The sequence below is a fragment of the Micromonospora sp. NBC_01392 genome, assembly GCF_045040125.1.
Lineage (GTDB): Bacteria > Actinomycetota > Actinomycetes > Mycobacteriales > Micromonosporaceae > Micromonospora.
On sequence record NZ_CP109549.1, the window covers coordinates 4,382,492 to 4,400,317 of the forward strand.

Annotated in this window: 17 protein-coding genes; 5 read left to right on the forward strand and 12 right to left on the reverse strand. The window is 73.0% G+C overall.

All coding sequences use genetic code 11. The annotated features are described in order from the left end of the window. Window positions 1–22: 22 nt before the first annotated feature. From OG767_RS19155 to OG767_RS19165, 3 genes are read right to left on the reverse strand one after another with little or no spacing between them, the layout of a single operon-like run. The gene (locus OG767_RS19155) at window positions 23–889 is read right to left on the reverse strand and encodes a carbohydrate ABC transporter permease (protein WP_396775063.1); all 867 of its coding nucleotides are present in this window, start codon (window positions 887–889) and stop codon (window positions 23–25) included. After that, a complete protein-coding gene (locus OG767_RS19160) occupies window positions 886–1,884 on the reverse strand; it encodes a carbohydrate ABC transporter permease (RefSeq protein ID WP_107157348.1) in 999 nt (332 codons plus the stop codon). Before OG767_RS19160 ends, OG767_RS19155 begins: the two co-directional genes overlap by 4 nt. Continuing rightward, on the reverse strand, window positions 1,881–3,152 hold the full coding sequence (locus tag OG767_RS19165) for an extracellular solute-binding protein (RefSeq protein WP_405089809.1): 1,272 nt from the start codon (window positions 3,150–3,152) through the stop codon (window positions 1,881–1,883). Before OG767_RS19165 ends, OG767_RS19160 begins: the two co-directional genes overlap by 4 nt. A gap of 176 nt (window positions 3,153–3,328) precedes the next feature. On the opposite strand from OG767_RS19165, the gene OG767_RS19170 reads away from it, so the two are divergent. Then, window positions 3,329–4,333, forward strand: a complete 1,005-nt coding sequence (locus OG767_RS19170; protein ID WP_107157346.1) for a LacI family DNA-binding transcriptional regulator — start codon at window positions 3,329–3,331, stop codon at window positions 4,331–4,333. 7 nt (window positions 4,334–4,340) lie between these two features. Here OG767_RS19170 and OG767_RS19175 read toward each other — a convergent pair whose 3' ends face one another. Further along, on the reverse strand, window positions 4,341–5,813 hold the full coding sequence (locus OG767_RS19175) for an RICIN domain-containing protein (protein WP_405094248.1): 1,473 nt from the start codon (window positions 5,811–5,813) through the stop codon (window positions 4,341–4,343). Between the two features lie 175 nt (window positions 5,814–5,988). On the opposite strand from OG767_RS19175, the gene OG767_RS19180 reads away from it, so the two are divergent. After that, window positions 5,989–7,182, forward strand: coding sequence for an endo-1,4-beta-xylanase (locus tag OG767_RS19180; protein ID WP_405089810.1), 1,194 nt, complete (start codon window positions 5,989–5,991; stop codon window positions 7,180–7,182). Between the two features lie 7 nt (window positions 7,183–7,189). Here the strand turns inward: OG767_RS19180 and OG767_RS19185 are convergent, their stop codons facing one another. From OG767_RS19185 to OG767_RS19200, 4 genes are all read right to left on the reverse strand, one after another. After that, window positions 7,190–7,747, reverse strand: coding sequence for a DUF5872 domain-containing protein (locus tag OG767_RS19185; protein ID WP_107157341.1), 558 nt, complete (start codon window positions 7,745–7,747; stop codon window positions 7,190–7,192). A gap of 72 nt (window positions 7,748–7,819) precedes the next feature. Further along, window positions 7,820–8,329, reverse strand: coding sequence for a hypothetical protein (locus OG767_RS19190; RefSeq protein ID WP_405089811.1), 510 nt, complete (start codon window positions 8,327–8,329; stop codon window positions 7,820–7,822). An 83-nt stretch (window positions 8,330–8,412) separates the two neighbouring features. After that, the gene (locus OG767_RS19195; RefSeq protein WP_405089812.1) at window positions 8,413–9,126 is read right to left on the reverse strand and encodes a hypothetical protein; all 714 of its coding nucleotides are present in this window, start codon (window positions 9,124–9,126) and stop codon (window positions 8,413–8,415) included. After that, on the reverse strand, window positions 9,119–9,685 hold the full coding sequence (locus OG767_RS19200) for an RNA polymerase sigma factor (RefSeq protein ID WP_405089813.1): 567 nt from the start codon (window positions 9,683–9,685) through the stop codon (window positions 9,119–9,121). Before OG767_RS19200 ends, OG767_RS19195 begins: the two co-directional genes overlap by 8 nt. Before the next feature lie 84 nt (window positions 9,686–9,769). Here OG767_RS19200 and OG767_RS19205 point away from each other — a divergent pair, with 84 nt between their 5' ends. Then, a complete protein-coding gene (locus OG767_RS19205) occupies window positions 9,770–11,344 on the forward strand; it encodes an FMN-binding glutamate synthase family protein (protein ID WP_405089814.1) in 1,575 nt (524 codons plus the stop codon). Window positions 11,345–11,360: 16 nt separating this feature from the next. On the opposite strand, the gene OG767_RS19210 is transcribed toward OG767_RS19205, so the two are convergent. Next, entirely contained in the window at window positions 11,361–12,602 is a 1,242-nt protein-coding gene (locus tag OG767_RS19210; RefSeq protein ID WP_405089815.1) for a DUF1501 domain-containing protein, read from the reverse strand. A 12-nt stretch (window positions 12,603–12,614) separates the two neighbouring features. Beyond that, window positions 12,615–13,916 carry a DUF1800 family protein gene (locus OG767_RS19215; RefSeq protein ID WP_405089816.1) on the reverse strand — a complete coding sequence of 434 codons (1,302 nt, stop codon included), beginning with the start codon at window positions 13,914–13,916 and terminating at the stop codon, window positions 12,615–12,617. An 88-nt stretch (window positions 13,917–14,004) separates the two neighbouring features. Here OG767_RS19215 and OG767_RS19220 point away from each other — a divergent pair, with 88 nt between their 5' ends. Next, window positions 14,005–15,243 (forward strand): sugar efflux transporter, encoded by a 1,239-nt coding sequence (locus tag OG767_RS19220; RefSeq protein WP_405089817.1) that lies wholly within the window; start codon window positions 14,005–14,007, stop codon window positions 15,241–15,243. Here OG767_RS19220 and OG767_RS19225 read toward each other — a convergent pair. Then, the gene (locus tag OG767_RS19225) at window positions 15,195–15,854 is read right to left on the reverse strand and encodes an SAM-dependent methyltransferase (RefSeq protein WP_405089818.1); all 660 of its coding nucleotides are present in this window, start codon (window positions 15,852–15,854) and stop codon (window positions 15,195–15,197) included. The genes OG767_RS19220 and OG767_RS19225 overlap by 49 nt on opposite strands. A 152-nt stretch (window positions 15,855–16,006) precedes the next feature. Further along, the gene (locus OG767_RS19230) at window positions 16,007–17,059 is read right to left on the reverse strand and encodes a S1 family peptidase (RefSeq protein WP_405089819.1); all 1,053 of its coding nucleotides are present in this window, start codon (window positions 17,057–17,059) and stop codon (window positions 16,007–16,009) included. Window positions 17,060–17,584: 525 nt separating this feature from the next. Between OG767_RS19230 and OG767_RS19235 the strand changes: the two genes are divergently transcribed. After that, window positions 17,585–17,815 (forward strand): DUF2188 domain-containing protein, encoded by a 231-nt coding sequence (locus tag OG767_RS19235; protein ID WP_405089820.1) that lies wholly within the window; start codon window positions 17,585–17,587, stop codon window positions 17,813–17,815. The last annotated feature ends 11 nt before the right edge of the window (window positions 17,816–17,826 follow it).

Genomic DNA, 17,826 nt, shown 5'->3' on the forward strand with positions numbered 1-17,826 from the left:
GTTGTGCTCGTACCGCTGCCGCTCAGCCCTTGACCGCACCCTGCAGGCCACCGACGATCTGCTTCTCGGCGAGCGTGAAGAAGAGCAGTGCCGGCAGCATCGCCAGCGAGGTGAAGGCGAGGACGCCCGCGGTGTCGGTGGTGTACTGGCTGGAGAAGTTCTGCACCCCCAGCGGCAGGGTGTGCAGGCTGACGTCGCCGAGGACGAGCAGCGGCAGCAGGAACGCGTTCCAACTCGCGACGAACGCGAGGATCCCGACGGTGACGAGCGCGGGCCGCGACAACGGCAGCACGATGCGCCAGAGGAAGCCGAGCCGGTCCGCGCCGTCGATCGCCGCCGCGTCCTCCAACTCCCGGGGGATGGCCGCCAGGAAGGGCCGGAGGATGACGATCGTGATCGGCAGCGAGAAGGCAACCTGCGGGAGGATCACCGCGTAGTACGAGTTGATCAGGTTCAGGTCCCGCAGCATCAGGTAGAGCGGCAGGATGGCCGCGCCGGCCGGGAAGAGCAGGCCGAGCGTGAAGAACGTGTTGAGCGCCTCCCGGCCGCGGAACGTGTAGCGGGCGATCACGAACGCGGCGCACAGGCCGAGCACCACCACGCCGAGCGTGGTGCCGAACGCGATCACCGCGCTGTTGAACGCCTGCCGCCAGAAGTCGCTCTGGGTCAGCACCCGCGCGTAGTTGTCCCACACCCACGGGTCGGGCAGCCCGGCCGGGTCGGCGACGATCTGCGGCGTGGTGCGGAAGCCGCCGACGATGACGTAGACGATCGGGGCGATCGACACGGCCGCGACCGCGAGCGCGAGCGCGTACGTCAGCGGCGTGCCCCAGGAGATCGGCCGGCGCCCGGCGGACGGGGGCAGGACGGAGTTCGCGGTCACGGTCAGTTCGCCCTTCTGGTGATGGCGCCCTCGATGTCGCGGCGGAGCAGGAAGCGCTGGAACAGCAGCGCCGCCACGAAGGAGATGACGAACAGGATCACGGCCACCGCGTTGCCGTAGCCCCACAGCCGGGCGAAGAAGCCGTTGTCCACCATGTAGGTGGCCATGGTGGCCGACGCGCCGAGGGAGCGCACCGCGGGCACCGAGGTCACCCAGACCACGTCGAAGACCTGGAGCGAGCCGATCACCGACAGGAACATCCAGATCCGGATCGTCGGGCCGAGCAGCGGCAGCGTGATGTGGCGTTGGGTCTGCCACCAGCTCGCGCCGTCGATCGCGGCGGCCTCGGTCAGCTCCTCCGGCACGTTGGACAGGCCGGCGAGCAGCAGGATGATGGCGAAGCCGACGTACTTCCAGGTGAGGACGAACAGCAGGGTCCAGATGACCACGTCGAGGTCGGCGAGCCACGCCTGGACCAGGCCGCCCAGGCCCAGTGCCCGCAGCAGTTCGTCGGCCGTGCCGTCGCCGGTCAGGATCAGCTTCCACATGATGCCGACGGTGACCTCGGCGAGCACGTACGGCACGAAGGCCAGCAGGCGGAACGCGCCGCGCCCGCGGAAGCGGCGGTTGAGCAGCAGCGCGACGCCGAGCGCGAGCGGCCCCTGGACCAGCAGCGACCCGAACACGACGATCGCGTTGTTGCGCAGCGCGTCGAGGAAGATCGGGTCCTGGAAGGCGAGGACGTAGTTCTTGAAGCCGACGAACTCGGTGGGTGGGCCCACCCCGCGCCACCGGAACAGGCTGTAGTAGAACGCGAAGCCCATCGGCACCAGCACGAACGTCACGTAGACGACGAGCGCCGGCGTGGTGAGCCCGACGATCTCGTACCACTTGCGGCGGGTCTCGGCCCGGCGGGAGGAGGCGCGTCCGGTGGGCCGGGAGCCCGCCGGCGGCGCGGTGACGCCGCCGGCGGGGAACCGGGTCTGGTCGGTGGAGGTCACTTGCTCGCGGCCGCCTTCATGGCGGAGACGACCTTCTCCGGCGTGCCGTTGCCGGCGAAGATGGCGACGATGGCGTCGTTCATCGCGCTGCCGACGGTGCTGCCGTAGGCGGTGTCCAGCCAGAGCTGCACGTAGGTGGCCTCGGACGTGGCCGTCAGGATGGACTTCAGCGCGGGGTCGGTCACGCCGTCCGCCGCGCCCTTGGCGACCGGGAGACCGGTGCCGGTGGCGGCGTAGCCCTTCTGCACCTCGGGGCTCACGAGGTACTTGAGGAACTCGACGCACTCCGCCGGAGCCTGCTTGGCGCAGGCGAATCCGTCGCCCCCGCCGAGGGCCGCCTTCGGGTCACCGGCGGAACCGGAGATCGCCGGCACCGGGAACCAGCCGAGGAACTTGCCGAGCGCCGCCTTGTCGGTGGCGACCGTGTCCAGGGTGCCCCGGTTCCAGTCGCCCATCAGCTCCATCGCGGCCCTGCCGTTGGCGAGCAGACCGTTGGCGCTGGTCGGGTCGTTCTGGCCGGGCGTGGCGATGAAGTTCTTCTGGAACGGCTTGGTGTCGATGAAGGTCTTGAGGTCCTGGCCGGCCTTCACGAAGCACGGGTCGTCGAAGTTCCGGTCGGTGGACGCCTTCTTCAGCGTGTCGACCGAGCAGGCGCGCAGCGCGAAGTTGTACCACCAGTGCGCGGCCGGCCACTTGTCACCGGCGCCGAGGGCGATCGGGACGACGTTGATCGCCTTGAGCTTGGTGACCGCGGCGTTGAGTTCCTCGAAGGTGGTCGGCGGCGCCGAGATGCCCGCCCTCGCGAACATGTCCTTGTTGTACCAGACGCCCTCGATGCCCATCCGGTACGGCAGGCCGTACTGCTTGCCGTTGACCTGCCAGATCTCGGCCGCGGAGCCGATGCCGGCGACCTCGGTCTTGACCTGGTCGGTGATGTCCTTGAGGTAGTCGGCCTCCACCTGCTCACGCATCTCGCCGCCGCCCCAGGCCTGGAAGACGTCCGGCGGGTCGTTGCTCAGCAGCGCGGCCGGGAGCCGGGTGCGTTGGAGCTGGTTGGTCTCGATCGCCTCGATCTCGATCTTGACGGTCGGGTGGGCGGCGGAGAAGTCCTTGGCGACCTTCTCCCAGTACGTCTTGCCGGGGCCGTCCTGGGAGGCGTTGTGCCACCAGGTCAGGGTCACCGGGTTCTTGTACAGCTCGCTCTCCGGAGCCGCCTTGTCGTCGTCGCCACCGCCGCTGCATCCGGCGGCGACGAGGGCGCTGGTCATCAACAGTGCCAACACGGCACCGGCGCGGCGTTTCATCGCCATTAGATGTCTCCTCGACCACTCAGTCGGGTTACCTGTCGGGGAGTGTTACAGCCACGTAACTCGATGTCAATCGGTATCGATAACGTTTTCGAACCGTCGCGACGCAGCCCCACGAGACCTCTATCATCGTCGTCGTGACCTTCCCGCAGCGCGTCAAGATGTCGGACGTGGCCCGTACCGCCGGCGTCTCGGTGGCGACCGTATCAAAGGTCGTCAATGGGAGGTACGGCGTCGCGCAGGCCACCGTCGAGCGCGTGCGACAGGTCATCCACGACCTCGGGTACGAGGCCGACCTGGGCGCGCAGAGCCTGCGCAGCCACCGGACGAACGTGCTGGGCATCCTGGTCGCCGAGTTCGAGCCGTTCTCGACCGAGCTGCTCAAGGGCGCCTCCCGCGAGGTGGCCGGCAGCGGGTACCAGTTGCTGGCCTACTCCAGCGGCGACGGCGAGGGCGCCGCCATCGGGTGGGAGCGTCGGTCGCTGGCCCGGCTGTCCGGGACGCTGATCGACGGCGCGGTGATCGTGACGCCGACCGTGGTCGAGACCAAGCACGGCTTCCACGTCGTGGCCGTCGACCCGCACACCGGCCCGTCCGGGCTGCCCACCGTCGACTCGGACAACTTCGCCGGCGCGGTGCTCGCGACCAACTACCTGCTGTCGCTGGGCCACCGCCGGATCGGGCACATCAGCGGTCGGCCCGACCTGGAGTCGGCGCGCCTGCGGGAGGCCGGGTTCCGCCAGGCCATGGCGGACGCCGGCGTGGCGGTGGACGAGCGGCTGGTCCGCGTCGGCGGCTTCCGGATCGAGGGCGCGGCCGGCACGGCGGCGGAACTGCTCGCGCTCCCCGACCGGCCGACCGCGATCTTCGCCGGCAACGACCTCTCGGCGATCTCCACGCTGGACGTGGCCCGGAGCATGGGCATCCCGGTGCCGGACGACCTGTCGGTGATCGGCTTCGACAACGTCCCCGAGTCGGCGCTCGTCGACCCGCCGCTGACCACGATCCGGCAGCCGCTGCAACGGATGGGCGCGGAGTCGCTGCGCCTGCTGATCGACCTGATCGCCGGCGTCGAACGCGACGCGCACATCCGGCTGCCCACGGAGCTGGTGGTGCGGGCCTCCTGCCGCCCGCTCGACTAGGCCACGGTCAGACGGGCGTGCGCGACCACTGCTGGTTGGCGCCGGTGTTGCAGGGATACTGCTTGAGGACCACGCCGTCCGCGGTCGACAGGGCCGGCACGTCCACGCACTTGCCGCTGTGCCGGGCCCGGAGCTGGAACCAGGTGCCGCTGGCCACCATCTGGAACTGCTGGTTCGCGCCGCCGCCGCAGGTGTACTGGATGAGTTCGGCGCCGTCGGCGGTCGAGGCGCCCGTCACGTCGAGGCACTTCCCGCTGTGCCGGCTGACGAGGCGCCACCAGCCGCTGCCGGCGTCGACGAACTGCCACTGCTGCCACGGGTTGCCGCCGTACGTGTACTGGCCGACGCGCGCGCCGTTGTCGGTGTTCGGCGCCTGGACGTCCATCGCCTTGCCGCTGTGGCGCACCGTGACCCGGTAGAACGTCCCGGTCGACGGCGGCGGCGTGGTGGGCCCGCCGCCGACCGTGTCGCCCCACCCGTAGCGGATCCGGTCCGCGCCGGAGGGGTTGCGGACGGTCAGGTCGAGGTTCGTGCCGCTGCCGCTGAGCGAGAACATCGAGTACCAGTCGTACCCGATGGTGCCGGGCTTGCCGCCGAGGGCCGGCCAGTAGGTGCCGCCCATCCGGTTGTCGCGCATGACCTGGGCCATGGCACGGATGTGGCGCACGAAGTTGTCGGTGCTGGCGGCGTCGGCGTAGTCGCGCCCGTCGTTCATCGGCGCGCCGAACTCGGTGGCCACCGCCCGGGAGGCGCAGGCGCCGAGGCGGGTCTGGATGTGGCTCCGGAAGGCGTCGTAGCTCATCGCCTCGTAGAAGAACGCGTAGTGGTGGAAGGAGAACAGCGTCGCGGCGAAGCGGGGGTCGTTGCAGACGTCGCGCAGGTCCTGGCTGAAGCCGGTGCCGCCGACGAGCACCCGGCCGGGCACCGCCGAGTAGTGGTAGCTGAGCCAGTTGGCCGCGACGTCGCGCCACTCCGCCGAGCTGTAGCCGTGCGGCTCGTTCATCGGCTCGAAGTAGACGTTGGGGTTCGCGCCGTACGTGTTGGTCACCGTGGACCACATCGCGTTCCAGGCGGCGAGGTTCGTGATCCGGCCGCCGGAGGCGGCGCCGTCCTCCCAGTAGGCCAGGATGACCTTGAAGCCCCGCGCGGTGGCGGCGTCGATCGCGCCCCGGTACGCCTCCCACCACGCCGTGCCCACGGTGTGCGTGTTGATCGGCAGCCGGACGGTGTTGACGCCCATGGTGGCCGCCATGTCGTCGTAGAGGGCGTTGGCCTTGGCCCGCACGGTCGCGTTGCTGTCGGACATGCTCAGGCCGTGCACGACGAGCGGGCCGGTGCTGAAGTTGTCGCCCAGCACCGCCCAGTTCATGCCCCGGAACCCGTCGGTGGCGGCGGCGGCCGGCGTCGGGGCGACCGCCACGCCACCCACCAGCGCGATCAGCGCGCCCACCAGCGCGATCAGCAACCGGCTACGCCGCATCTCGTTCACGCGAAGACCTCCCCATACAGACAACCATCTATGTTTACGTTCACAATGGCGGGTGTCAAGACACCGGCGCGCCAGGCGATTGACGACGCCACATCGACGGCCGTAATGTTCCGGCCGAGTTTCGGAAAAGTTCCCGGAAGTTTCGCCCGCTGCCGGAAGGACACCTGTGAAGCCGAGCCGTTGGATCGCCGCCGGCCTGGTCGCCGTGGCGACCGCCGCCGCCCTCAACGCCGTACCCGCCACCGCCGGACGCCCCTACGACCCGACCGCGCAGAGCCTGCGTGCCCTGGCCCAACGACACGGCCTGTACGTGGGCACCGCGGTCGACATGGCCGCGCTGGACAACGCCGCCGAGCCGCGCTACCGCGAGCTGGCCGGGTCCGAGTTCTCCACCGTCACCGCCGAGAACGTGATGAAGTGGGAGAGCCTGGAACCCACCCGCGGCACCTACGACTGGGGGCCGGCCGACGAGCTGGTCGCGTTCGCCCGCCAGCACGACCAGCGGGTCCGCGGTCACGTGCTGGTCTGGCACAACCAGTTGCCGGCATGGCTGACCAGCGGCGTCGAGGACGGCTCCATCGACACCGCCGAGCTGCGCCGCATCCTGCGCGACCACATCACCGCCGTGGTCCGCCACTTCAAGGGCCGGATCTGGCAGTGGGACGTGGTGAACGAGGCGGTCAGCGACCCCTGGGACACCCCGTCCACGCTGCACTACAAGGGCTTCTGGGCCGAACACCTCGGCCCCGGCTACATCGCCGACGCGTTCCGCTGGGCGCGTGCCGCCGACCCGAACGCGCTGCTGTTCTACAACGACTACAACATCGAGGCGTTCGGCTCCGGCAACCCGGCCGACGACAAGACGCAGTTCGTCTACGAGATGGCGCGGGACCTGCGGGCCCGGGGCGTGCCGATCGACGGCGTCGGCAGCCAGGGCCACCTGGGCACCCAGTACGGCAACTACGACACGCTCCAGGTCGCCGCCGCGCTGCGGAAGTTCGCCGGCCTGGGCCTGGCCACCGCGTTCACCGAGGTGGACGTGCGCAGCCAGCTCACCGCCGGGGTGCAGGCCGGCGACTCCGCCGAGATCAACCCCCGGTTGCAGGCGTCCGCGGCCAACTTCAGCACGCTGCTGCGCGCCTGCCTGGCCGAGCGGCACTGCCTGTCGTTCACGCTCTGGGGCTTCACCGACAAGCACTCCTGGGTGCCGGGCGCGTTCTCGGACCCGCCGGAGGGCCTGGCCACCGTGTACGACGAGAACTACCAGCCGAAGCGGTCGTACCAGGAGCTGAAGGCCGACCTCATCTTCTCCGGACCGCCGTTCGTGCTGCCCCGCGTCCCGCAGCAGCCGCGCCGGTAGTCGGTGCTCACGCGGTCCGGCGGCGGAGTTCCGACTCCAGCCGCCGGATCAGCGTGCTGCGGGCCTTGCCGCCGCGTTCCCGGCGCAACGCCGCGTCGAGCTGGCGCTTGTCGAGGTCGCGCACCAGCTTCGCCGCCTCCGCCACCGGCAGCTCGTTCACCTGCTCGGCCGCGGTCGCGTCCCGGCGGGCCCGCTTGGCCGGGCCGGTGTTCGGGACGTACTGCCGGCCGGTGCGCGACGCGCGCCGCTTGCGACGGTCGGTTTCCCGCCGGTCCTGCTCCGACAGCTCCTCCCATGCCTGTTTCGGCAGGTAACGCTCGGTTTCACCGTTGTGCCGGGCACGGGTGTCACCGGACCGGGTCTGCCACTGCTCGCCACCCCAGCGTTGCAGGGAACGCTGCCGTGCGTCCTTCGGGCCCGCGAAGCCCCCGCCGCGCTTCTTGTACTCGTTGGTCAGCAACTGCGACTTGCGGGCCGACCACTGCCCCGGCCGGCCGCCCTTGTCGGAGGCCTTGATCTCCTCCTTCAGCCGCTCCCGCAGTTCCGGCTTCGTGTACTTCGCCATGACCCGGCGTTACCCGGACCGGACCGGCCCATGCCCCGCCGCCGGGGCACGAACCCGTCGCCGACCCCGGCCTCAGCCGGCGGCCCGGTAGCCGAGGTCCATCGTGTCGGACCGGCCGGACCAGGCCAGCCGCAGGTGCCAGCAGCCGGCCGCCGGCAGGTCGACGGTGGACGGTCCGGGACCGCCGGCCACCTCCCGGGTGACCGCGGTGCCGACGCCGTCCAACGTCGCGGTGATCACCAGCGTGGTCGACGCCGTCGGGTCGGGCGAGGCGGACGTCGGGCGACCCACCCAGAGGATCTTGTTGGTCGGCCCCTCGCTCCGGGCGTACGTCAGCGGGTGCCCGAACAGGATCGCGACGATCTCCCCCCGGTCGCCGAGGACGTGCGGCATCCGGGTGTCGCCGTGGAACCCGGCGTCCGCCCAGTCCGGCAACCGGCCGGTCGTCACCGCCGCGCGGCACCCCGTCGCGGCGGGCGCGGCGGCGGTCGTACCGGCCGGGCCGGTGGCCGGCGGCGGCGGGGCCGGTCGGCCCGCGCTCGTGCAGCCGGCCAGCAGCAGCACCGGCACCAGCAGAACCATGCCCGGACGGGACATCCGACACCCCCGATCGACGACGTACGCTCCACCAGCAGGACACCGCCCGCGCCGGCCGGGTTCCCGGCTCAGTCCAGCGAGCCCGCGACGTCGAGCGCCTCGTCCCGGGTCAGGTCGCCCTCCAGCCGGTAGCTCACGCCGCCCTCCTGCCAGATCAGCGTCGCCGCGCTCAGACGCGCGGTGGCCACCCGCACGCTCCCCCGCCGGTCGATGTACGCCAACGCGTGCGGGCCGCCGACCCAGATCGCGAAGTTGCCGTGCACCGACGTGAACGTCACGTCCGCGCCGGCCGTCCGCTTGTGGAACACGGTGTCGAGCGCGCCGTCGAACGCGTCCAGCCGCAGCGTCCCGCCCCGGTAGAGCAGGCTGGCGACCCGGTGCGCGCCGGCGCCGTCCGGATCGGCGACCAGCACCCGCTCGGGGGCGCCGAGCCGGGCCGGCACCCGGATCGGGAAGCGGACCTGCCGCTGGGCCTCGGCGAGCGCGACCGGACGCTGCGCCGGCCACGGCGCCGGGGTGCCGGTGGGCGGCGCGGGCGCGGGCGCGGTGTCGATGACGACGCCGGAGAACCGCAGCAGCCCGGTCACCGCGTCGGCGAGCGCGGCCCGGCCCGGCGGCAGCGCCACCACCAGCAGGGCCGCGAGCGCGGCGGCCAGCCAGTACCGCCACCGTCGACGCGGCGGCGCGGCGAGGCGGGCACGGACCCGGGCGGTCACCTCCGGCGGCTCGGCCGGCTCCAGCCAGGCGCCCAGGTCACGCAGTTCCCGCTCCAGGTCATCCACGGCGCACCGCCTCGTGGTCGAGCAGGCCGCGCAGCTTGGCCAGGGCGCGGTGGGCCCGCGACTTCACGGTGCCCCGGGGCAGCCCCAGCACGGTGCCGGTCTCGTCCTCGGTGAGGTCGAGCAGGTACCGGCAGGCGATCACGTCACGGTCCCGGTCCGGCAACCGGCGCAGCGCCCCGACCAGCGCCGCGCGGCGTTCGGCGGCGAGGACCGCGTCGAGCCCGTCCCCGGCGGTGGCCTCCGTCGCCGGGTCGGCCGCCGCGGCCCGCAGCGCCAGCCCGTCCCGCCGGCCGCGTGAGCGGTGCAGGTTCCGGCTCTCGTTCGCCACGATGGCCAGCAGCCAGGACCGGAACGACGCCTCACCCCGGTACCGGGACACCTTCCGGTACGCCTTCACGAACGCCTCCTGAATGACGTCCTCCGCGTCCGGCCCGGCGCCGAGCAGCACCGCCGTCCGGTACGCGGACGCGGTGTGCCGGGCGACCAGGAGGTCGTACGCCTCCCGGTCACCGGCGCGTACGCGGGTGACGATCTCGTCGTCGTCCAGGGCAACCTCCACCTCGGTCCACTTCCCTGACACCGCTCGCGCCGCTCGGGTTCCCGCCCGAGTTTGGCCGGCGGCCCGGGCGGAAAGAGTGGCGGGATGAGCTGGGCCAGAAGAGCCGTACCCGCCGCCGTCGCCGCCGTCGCCGCGCTCGCCGCACGGGACCTGCTGCAACGTGACCACGCGCTGCGCCGCAACTTTCCCGTCCTCGGCCGCGCCCGCTACCTGATCGAGTCGATCGGGCCCGAGCTGCGCCAGTACGTGGTGGCCGGCAACGACGAGGAGCGGCCGTTCACCCGCGACCAGCGGCGCTGGGTGTACGCCTCGGCGAAGCAGGAGAACAACTACTTCGGGTTCGGCACCGACAACGACATCGAGCACACCCGCGGCTACCCGATCATCAAGCACCGCACGTTCGGGCGGGCCGTGCCGCCGTCCGCGCCGGCCGCCGGGCACGACGTGGCGTTGCCCTGCGCCAAGGTGCTGGGCGCGGCGCGCGGGCGGGCGCGGGCGTTCCGGCCGGAGTCGGTGGTCAACATCTCCGGGATGAGCTTCGGCTCGCTCTCCGGCAACGCTGTCGAGGCGTTGAACCGGGGCGCCGCGCTGGCCGGCTGCTTCCAGAACACCGGTGAGGGCGGCCTGTCGCCGTACCACCGCAAGGGCGGTGACCTGGTCTTCCAGCTCGGCACCGCGTACTTCGGCTGCCGCGACGCCCACGGCCGGTTCAGCCTGGACCGGCTCAAGGAGCTGGTGGCGGGCGCGCCGGTGCGGGCGTTGGAGATCAAGCTCAGCCAGGGCGCCAAGCCCAGCCTGGGCGGTCTGCTGCCGGCGGCGAAGGTGTCCGCCGAGATCGCCGCCACCCGGGGCATCCCGGCCGGGCAGGACTGCGTCAGCCCGTCGCGGCACGCCGAGTTCTCCGACTGCGACAGCCTGCTGGACTGGGTGGAGCTGCTCGCGGCCGAGACCGGCCTGCCGGTCGGCATCAAGTCGGCGGTCGGCGACCTGGGCTTCTGGGAGGACCTCGCCACGCTGATGCGGGACACCGGCCGGGGCGTCGACTTCGTGACCGTCGACGGCGGCGAGGGCGGCACCGGCGCCGCCCCGCTCATCTTCAGCGACTCGGTGTCGCTGCCGTTCCAGCAGGGCTTCTCCCGCGTCTACCGGACGTTCGCCGAGCGCGGCCTGCACGAGCAGGTGGTCTTCGTCGGCGCGGGCAAGCTCGGCCTGCCGGACAACGCGGTGGTCGCGTTCGCGCTCGGCGCCGACATGGTCAACGTCGGCCGGGAGGCGATGCTGGCGATCGGCTGCATCCAGGCGCAGAAGTGCCACACCGACACCTGCCCGACCGGCGTCGCGACCCAGAACGCCTGGCTGGCCCGGGGCCTGGACCCGGCCCGCAAGTCGGTGCGGGCCGCCAACTACGTGCGGACGCTGCGCCGGGACCTGGTCAAGGTCGCGGAGGCGTGCGGCGTGGAGCATCCCGGCCTGATCGGCACCGACTCGGTCGAGATCGTCGACGGCCGGACCGCCGCCACCCCGCTGGATGAGGTGTACGGCTACCGGCCGGAGTGGGGGCTGCCGTCGGAGGCCGACCGGGCGGAGATCATCCGCCTGATGACCGCCGAGGCGCCGCGCGGCGGCAGCGCGCCGCCGTCGGCCACCGCGGTCGGCTGAGCCCGGCGTCGCCGGCTCAGAGCGCGTCGGCGAGCCGCCCCCGCCAGCCCCCGAGGACCGCCCCGGCATCGGTGTCCAGCACCCGCTCCAACAGCGTGGCGTAGACGTCCCGGAAGTCGGTGGTGAACTTCAGGTCGCCGTCGTCGAGGTCGGTGAGGCTGGGCGGCTCGCCGTACAGGCCGCCGTCGACCGGCGCGCCCAGCAGCAGCACGTTCGAGGCGGTGCCGTGATCGGTGCCGTCGGAGGCGTTGGCCCGGACCCGGCGGCCGAACTCCGAGTAGACCGCCACCACCACCTCGCGGCCGGCCTCGGTGCGCGACATCCGGTCGGTGAAGCGACTCAACGCGCCGTCGAGCTGCCCGAGCAGCACCTGCTGGAGCTGCTTCTCGTCGGCGTGCGTGTCGAAGCCGCCGAGCGAGACGGAGAAGACCCGGGTGACGACCCCCGCCTCGACACAACGGGCGACCAGGTCGAGTTGCGCGTCCAGGGAGGCCCGGGCGCCGCCGGTCGCGGTGGCCGACGCGGTCTCCCCGTCGTCCTCGGCGTCCTCCCCCGCCGGCGTGGCCCGGACCTGCCGGACCATCGCGTCCACGGCGCCCAGGTCGGCGAAGCAGGCCGCCGCGCGGGCCCGGGCCGGTGAGTCGTCCGGCGCGACGGCCGCGAGCGCGGTGAGCGTCTCGGCGGCGAGCCGGGGCGGGCCCTCCCGCTCGGTCACCGGCACCGACGCCCCCGCCCCCCGTTCCCCGGCCAGCAGTGGCGGCAGGGCCGGTTCGAACGACACCGCCAGCCGGGGGTCCGCGCCGGCCCGGTCGAGCCAGCGGCCCAGCCAACCCGTGGTGCCGGGCCGGTCCGGCTGGGCGGTGTGCCAGATGTCCATGGAACGGAAGTGGCTACGGTCCGGCTTCGGGTAGCCGACGCCGCGCACCACCGCGAGCCGTCCCGCGCCGTACGCGCGGTGCAGCCCGGCGAGCGCCGGGTTGAGGCCGGTGCCGTCGTCGAGCCGCAGCACCTCCTCGGCCGAGTACGCCAGGTCGGGCCGGGCGTTCCGGTAGGCGGGGTCGGCGTGGGGCACGACGGTGTTCAGGCCGTCGTTGCCGCCGTACAGCGTGACCAGGACCAGCGTGCGGGCCTGCGGGTCCCGGTCACCGGCGGTGGCGAGCAGGTCGTTCAGGCGGTACGCGGCGGCGCCGCCGGCCAGGGCGCTCGCGCCGACCACACCACTGGCCACCAGGAACCGCCGTCGGGTCAGGACGTCCACGGATCGCTCCTCTCAACTGACCGCGTACTCGGGGCTGACCAGGCCGGCGACCAGCAGCCGGCGGGGTTGTCCGGCCAGCGGGGCCAGGGCGGCCCGGGTGCGATCGCTCCACCGGTCCACGACCAGCAGCCGCGCCAACGCGTCGGGCCGACCCGCCGGCGGCGCGGCGGCGAGCCGGGCCAGCACCGCCGGATCGGCCGCGCCGGCCACCTGGTCGGCGACCCTCATCCGGGCCTGCAACGACGAGGTGGTCAGCCAGGCCGTGCCGGCCGGCCAGCCGCCGACGCTCGGTGGCCGCAACGGCACCTGGTCCAGGGCGTTGAGCCCGGCCAGCAGCCGACGCCGGCCCGCCTCCGACAACGCCGCCGGGCGCACTCCGAGCTGCCGGGCCGCGCCGACCAGCCACTCGACGGGTTGCTTGACGAGCGTGTCGCGGGTCTGCGCGAACGCCGGCGCGGTGAAGATCCGGCGCAGCGTGCCGACGGTGTCCGGGCCGGCGAGGTCCGCCGGCGGCGGCACCTGCGCGCCGGCGTAGCGGAACCACAGCCGGCCGGCGACGAACCGGGCGGTCTCCGGGCGGCCGGCGAGCAGCGCCGCGTACGAGCCGGCGTCGAAGGCGGCACGGCTGCCGAGGATCGTCTTCGGCCCGGGGTCGTGCCGCCGGGCCACGAACCGGGCGACGCCGGTACGCCGGTCCACCGTCCAGCCGGTGAGCGCCCGCGCGCCCTCCTTGACGTCGGTCTCGCCGTAGCCGCCGCCGATGCCGAGCGTGAACAGTTCCAGCAGCTCACGGGCCAGGTTCTCGTTCGGCGCCCGCCGGGTGTTCTGCTGGCCGTCGAGCCAGAGGATGAGCGCCGGGTCCCGGACCATGGCGTCGACCAGCGGCGCCAGCGGGCCCCGACCGTACCGTCGAAGCGTCTCCAACTGACGCAGCATCAGCGGCGCCGACCGGACCTTGCGCACGCTCGTGGCCCAGTGCCCGTGCCAGAAGAACAGCAGCTTCTCGTCGCCCTGGTGCTCGGCGGCGATCATCCGCGCCAGCCACCAGGCGGTCAGCGTGCTCACCTGCTCACGACGCTCGCGGTTGACCTGTTGGCGCTGCTCACGGGTGGCGTCCTGGCCGAGCGCCGCCGCCGGGTCGGGGCCGAGCGCGGGCGTCGGGGTGGCCGCCGCGCCCCGGTCCGGCCCGGCGGGGTCGAGCAGCCGGTCGAGGGTGGCGGCGAGCCCGGCCCGCTCGGCGTCGTCCACCTCGTCGGCGGTCGGCCCGAACGTCGCCCGGCGCAACAGGTGCGCCACCGCTTCCCGTTCCCTCATGCCGCCGACGTTAGCGGCGCGGTGTTCGAGGACGGTAAGAATCACGTCCGGGCCGGGTTTGTCACCGGTACGGCGTAGCGTGCCCCGCATGGCTGTCGACACCAGGCCGGCGGTGCGCGCCGGCCGCTTCCGGCTGCTTCCGCTGGCCCTGCTGTTCCTGACCGTCGGCACCTCCGTCTCCGTGGTGATGCCCTTCCTGTCGCTGTTCCTCGACACCGAGGTGCGGGCCGATCCGGTGCGGGTCACCGTGTTCCTGGTCGTCACGCCGCTGTCCGGGGTGGCGGTGGCGGTGCTGGTGGGGCGGCTGTCGGACCGGTGGCCGATCCGGCGTCGGCTGCTGATCGGCGCGTCGCTGGCCGGGATGGTGGGCGCCGGCCTGATCGCGTTCGTCCGCGACTACTGGGTCCTGATGGTGCTGACCGCGACCGTGATGGCGCTGGCCAACTCGCTGTTCCCGCAGTCGTTCGCCTACACCCGCCAACTGCTCGACCGGGACAGTCCCGGGCGGGCCGCGCTCGGCGTCAGCGTGATGCGTACCGTCTTCTCGCTGTCCTGGGTGGCCGGGCCGCCGCTGGCCGCGGTCCTGCTCTCCGTCGGCGGCTTCCGGCTGGTCTACGGCGCGGCCGCGGTCATGTACGCGCTGGCCGCGCTGATCGCCGTGCTCCGGCTGGAGGAGCTGCCGGTGCCGCCGCGGCCGGCCCCGGACGAGCCGGCCGCCGGCCCGCCCGGCGCGTCGCGGTGGCGGTTGGCGCTGACGGTGGCCGCCTTCACCATGTTGCAGTGCCCGCTGACGCTCGGCGTGCAGGTGCTGCCGCTGTTCATCGGCCGGGTGCTGCGCGGCGACCCGGCGGACGCGGGCCTCGTGCTGGGCCTCTGCGCCGCGCTGGAGATCCCGCTCATGCTGGGGCTGGGCGCGCTCACCGCGCGGGTCCGGCTCCGGCCGTTGATCCTGGTCGGGGCCGGCTGCGGCGTCGCCTACTACGCGGTCGCCGCCGGGGCGACGAGCGTGCCGGTGCTGCTCGTCGCGCAGCCGGTCAACGCGCTGTTCATCGCCGCGGTCTCCGGGGTCGGCATCTCGTACGTGCAGGATCTGCTGCCGGGTCAGCCCGGCCGGGCCACCACGCTGTTCACCAACACGTTCCCGATCGGCGCGGTGCTCGCCGGCCCGCTGCTGGGGCTCTCCGCGCAGGTCGGCTTCCGCTGGGCGTACGCCATGGCGGCGACGTTGTGCGCGGCCGGCACGCTGGTGCTGCTGTTGACCCGGCCCGGGGCGGACGGTCAGCGGCGGTGGGCCAGGACCACGTGGTCGACCAGCTCTCCCGGGTGACCGTCGGGGCCGGTGGCGGTGCGGCGTGCCGCGCCGAGCCGCTCGATCCGCCAGCCGTCCGGGTCGAGGTCGATCGCGGCGAGGATCCGCTCCGGGCTGGCGAACCGTGGGTCGTCGGCGTCGAGCCCGGACCACGGCGGCGGCGCGCCGTGCTCGACGACGAGCAGCCGGCCGCCGGGCGCCACCGCCCCGGCCGCCCGGGGCAGCACCTGTTCCCGGGGCAGCACCAGCGGGGACTGGAAGAACTGCGCCGACACCAGGTCGAAGCGGCCGGCCGGGAAGTCCCGGGTCACGTCGTGCCGGGCGGTGGTGATCCGGTCCGCCACGCCGGCGCGCGCGGCCTCGACCGCGAGCCGCTCCAGCGCCACGGTCGAGATGTCCACGGCGGTGACGTGCCAGCCCCGGGTCGCCAGCCAGACCGCGTCGCCGCCCTCCCCGCTGCCCAGGTCGAGCACGGTGCCCGGGGGCAGGTCGGCGGCGACCTCGGCGAGCACCGGGTTGACCCGGCCGCTCCAGATCCGCTCCGCCTGTCCGTACCGCTCGTCCCAGAACCGGGCCGGGTCGGTGTCCGCCGGCGGGTCCTGGTGGTGCTGGTGGTGGTGCCCGGTCATGCCTGCCTCCTTCGCCGCCGGGCACGTCGGCGGCCCGGCTCCGCCATCGTGCGCGGGGGCCGGGCCGGCGGCAAGGATCCTTGCCGTTCCGGCAAAAGCGGCCGGAAGGGGCCGCCGGTTTCCCGACGACCCCTTCCGGTACGCGGACGCGATCAGGCGATGCTCACGCCGTAGACGCTGAGCGCCTCGGTCACCGGCTGGAAGTAGGTGGTCCCGCCGGAGGAGCAGTCACCGTTGCCGCCGGAGGTCAGGCCGATGGCGCTGCTGCCGCTGAACAGCGAGCCGCCGCTGTCGCCCGGCTCGGCGCAGACGTTCGTGCGGATGAGGCCGGAGACGCTGCCCTCGGCGTAGTTCACCGTGGCGTCGAGCGCCTCGACCGTGCCGCCGTGCAGGCCGGTGGTGCTGCCGGAGCGCTGCACCGACTGCCCGACGAACGCGTCGGCCGCGCCGGTGATGGCCTGCGTGCTGCCGTTGTAGAGCGAGACGCTGCTCTCCGCCGCGCCGGCGTTCGTGTGCTGCACGATGCCGTAGTCGTTGCCGGGGAAGCTGCCGGTGCCACCGGTGCCGAGCTGGCTGCTCTGCCCGGAGTCGGCGTACCAGTTGGCGGCGATCGCGGTGCAGTGCCCGGCGGTCAGGAAGTAGTAGGTGCTGCCGCTGCGCACGTTGAAGCCGAGCGAGCAGCGTCCGCCGCCCTGGGCGTAGATGGCCTCGCCGCCGGCCGTCCGGGTGCCGAGCGTGCCGGCCTCGCGCTCGATCCGGATCGTGCCGTCGAGCTGCTTCGCGACGGCCTTGACCCGGTCCAGCTTCGCGCCGGTGACGGTGCTGTCGACGGAGACGACCACCTGGTTGGTCGCCGGGTCGGTCCACCAGGCGGTGCCCGGGATGCGGGCGGACTTGTCGAGCGCCGAGGTGGCGCGGGCGAGGTCGTCCGCGCCCCGGGTGACGAGCTTGGGGGTGGCGCCGGCCGCGCGGACCTTCTGGGCGGCGGCGTCGTCGGTCACCGTGACGACCATGGCGCCGGCGGCGTCGGCGTACGTCCCGGCGGAGCGGTCGCCGAGTGCGGCGGCGAGCGCGGTGGCCTTCTCGGGGGTGGCGGACATCTCGGGTGCGGCGTTTGCGGGAGCGCCGGCCAGTGAGCCGACGATCAGCGCGCCGGCCACGGTGAGGGCGGTGGCGGTACGCCGCGATGACCCGGAGAGTCGCATATGGATACCTCCTGGAGCTGAGCACGGGCGGCCTTTCGGCAGCCCCGGGCAGCCGTTCGGCCGGTGAGGCTCGGCCGATCGGGCTTCGTCGAAGTTGTCACACGTTTGTCATTGATGGCAAGAGTTCCGCTTGCGGCGACTGGCCCCGATCTCAGCACTTGGGTCGGGTAGGACCGATCGACGGCAACTCGGGCGGTTGGCGGCATTCACGCGCGTCCTTACTGGTCAGTAACACGTTTTCGCGCCGCCCCGCCGGACTCCCGACCCGGCTCCCCGTCCAGATGCCGGGACAAGATCGAAACCCACAAAATCGCGCCGCCCCCGCGCGCCCACCCCGCCCCCTCGGCCCGCCTGATTCACGGAAAGCGTGGCTATTGCCGCCGGAATGGCCACGCTTTCCGTGAATCTGCGCGCGGTGGGGGGTGTGGGAGGGGGCGGGAGGGGCGGGAGGGGGCGGGAGGATTAGGGGGGCGGGGGTGGGGGCAGACATTCGTCATCGACCACGGATTCGAGGGAGCTGACGACATGGCGAAGGGTGACATCGACACCTACCAGCAGGACGGGCAGTGGAAGAACCGCCCGGAGGGCAACGAGCGCGCCAGCAGCCGGCACGAGACGAAGGCCGAGGCGGAGGCCGCCGGCCGGGAGATGGCGGCCGAGCGCGGCACCGAGCACGTGATCAAGAAGCAGGACGGCACGATCGGAGAGAAGAACACCTACCCGCGCAGCCGCGACCCGCGCGAGATCCCGGGCTGAACCGCCCACGT

What these genes read in the sequence shown, in the direction of transcription:
- OG767_RS19205 (WP_405089814.1), top strand. Translation starts at nt 9,770, where the DNA reads ATGAGCTGGGCCAGAAGAGCCGTACCCGCCGCCGTCGCCGCCGTCGCC.
- OG767_RS19215 (WP_405089816.1), bottom strand. Translation starts at nt 13,916, where the DNA reads ATGAGGGAACGGGAAGCGGTGGCGCACCTGTTGCGCCGGGCGACGTTC.
- OG767_RS19185 (WP_107157341.1), bottom strand. Translation starts at nt 7,747, where the DNA reads ATGGCGAAGTACACGAAGCCGGAACTGCGGGAGCGGCTGAAGGAGGAG.
- OG767_RS19220 (WP_405089817.1), top strand. Translation starts at nt 14,005, where the DNA reads ATGGCTGTCGACACCAGGCCGGCGGTGCGCGCCGGCCGCTTCCGGCTG.
- OG767_RS19175 (WP_405094248.1), bottom strand. Translation starts at nt 5,813, where the DNA reads ATGCGGCGTAGCCGGTTGCTGATCGCGCTGGTGGGCGCGCTGATCGCG.
- OG767_RS19190 (WP_405089811.1), bottom strand. Translation starts at nt 8,329, where the DNA reads ATGGTTCTGCTGGTGCCGGTGCTGCTGCTGGCCGGCTGCACGAGCGCG.
- OG767_RS19235 (WP_405089820.1), top strand. Translation starts at nt 17,585, where the DNA reads ATGGCGAAGGGTGACATCGACACCTACCAGCAGGACGGGCAGTGGAAG.
- OG767_RS19225 (WP_405089818.1), bottom strand. Translation starts at nt 15,854, where the DNA reads ATGACCGGGCACCACCACCAGCACCACCAGGACCCGCCGGCGGACACC.
- OG767_RS19230 (WP_405089819.1), bottom strand. Translation starts at nt 17,059, where the DNA reads ATGCGACTCTCCGGGTCATCGCGGCGTACCGCCACCGCCCTCACCGTG.
- OG767_RS19165 (WP_405089809.1), bottom strand. Translation starts at nt 3,152, where the DNA reads ATGACCAGCGCCCTCGTCGCCGCCGGATGCAGCGGCGGTGGCGACGAC.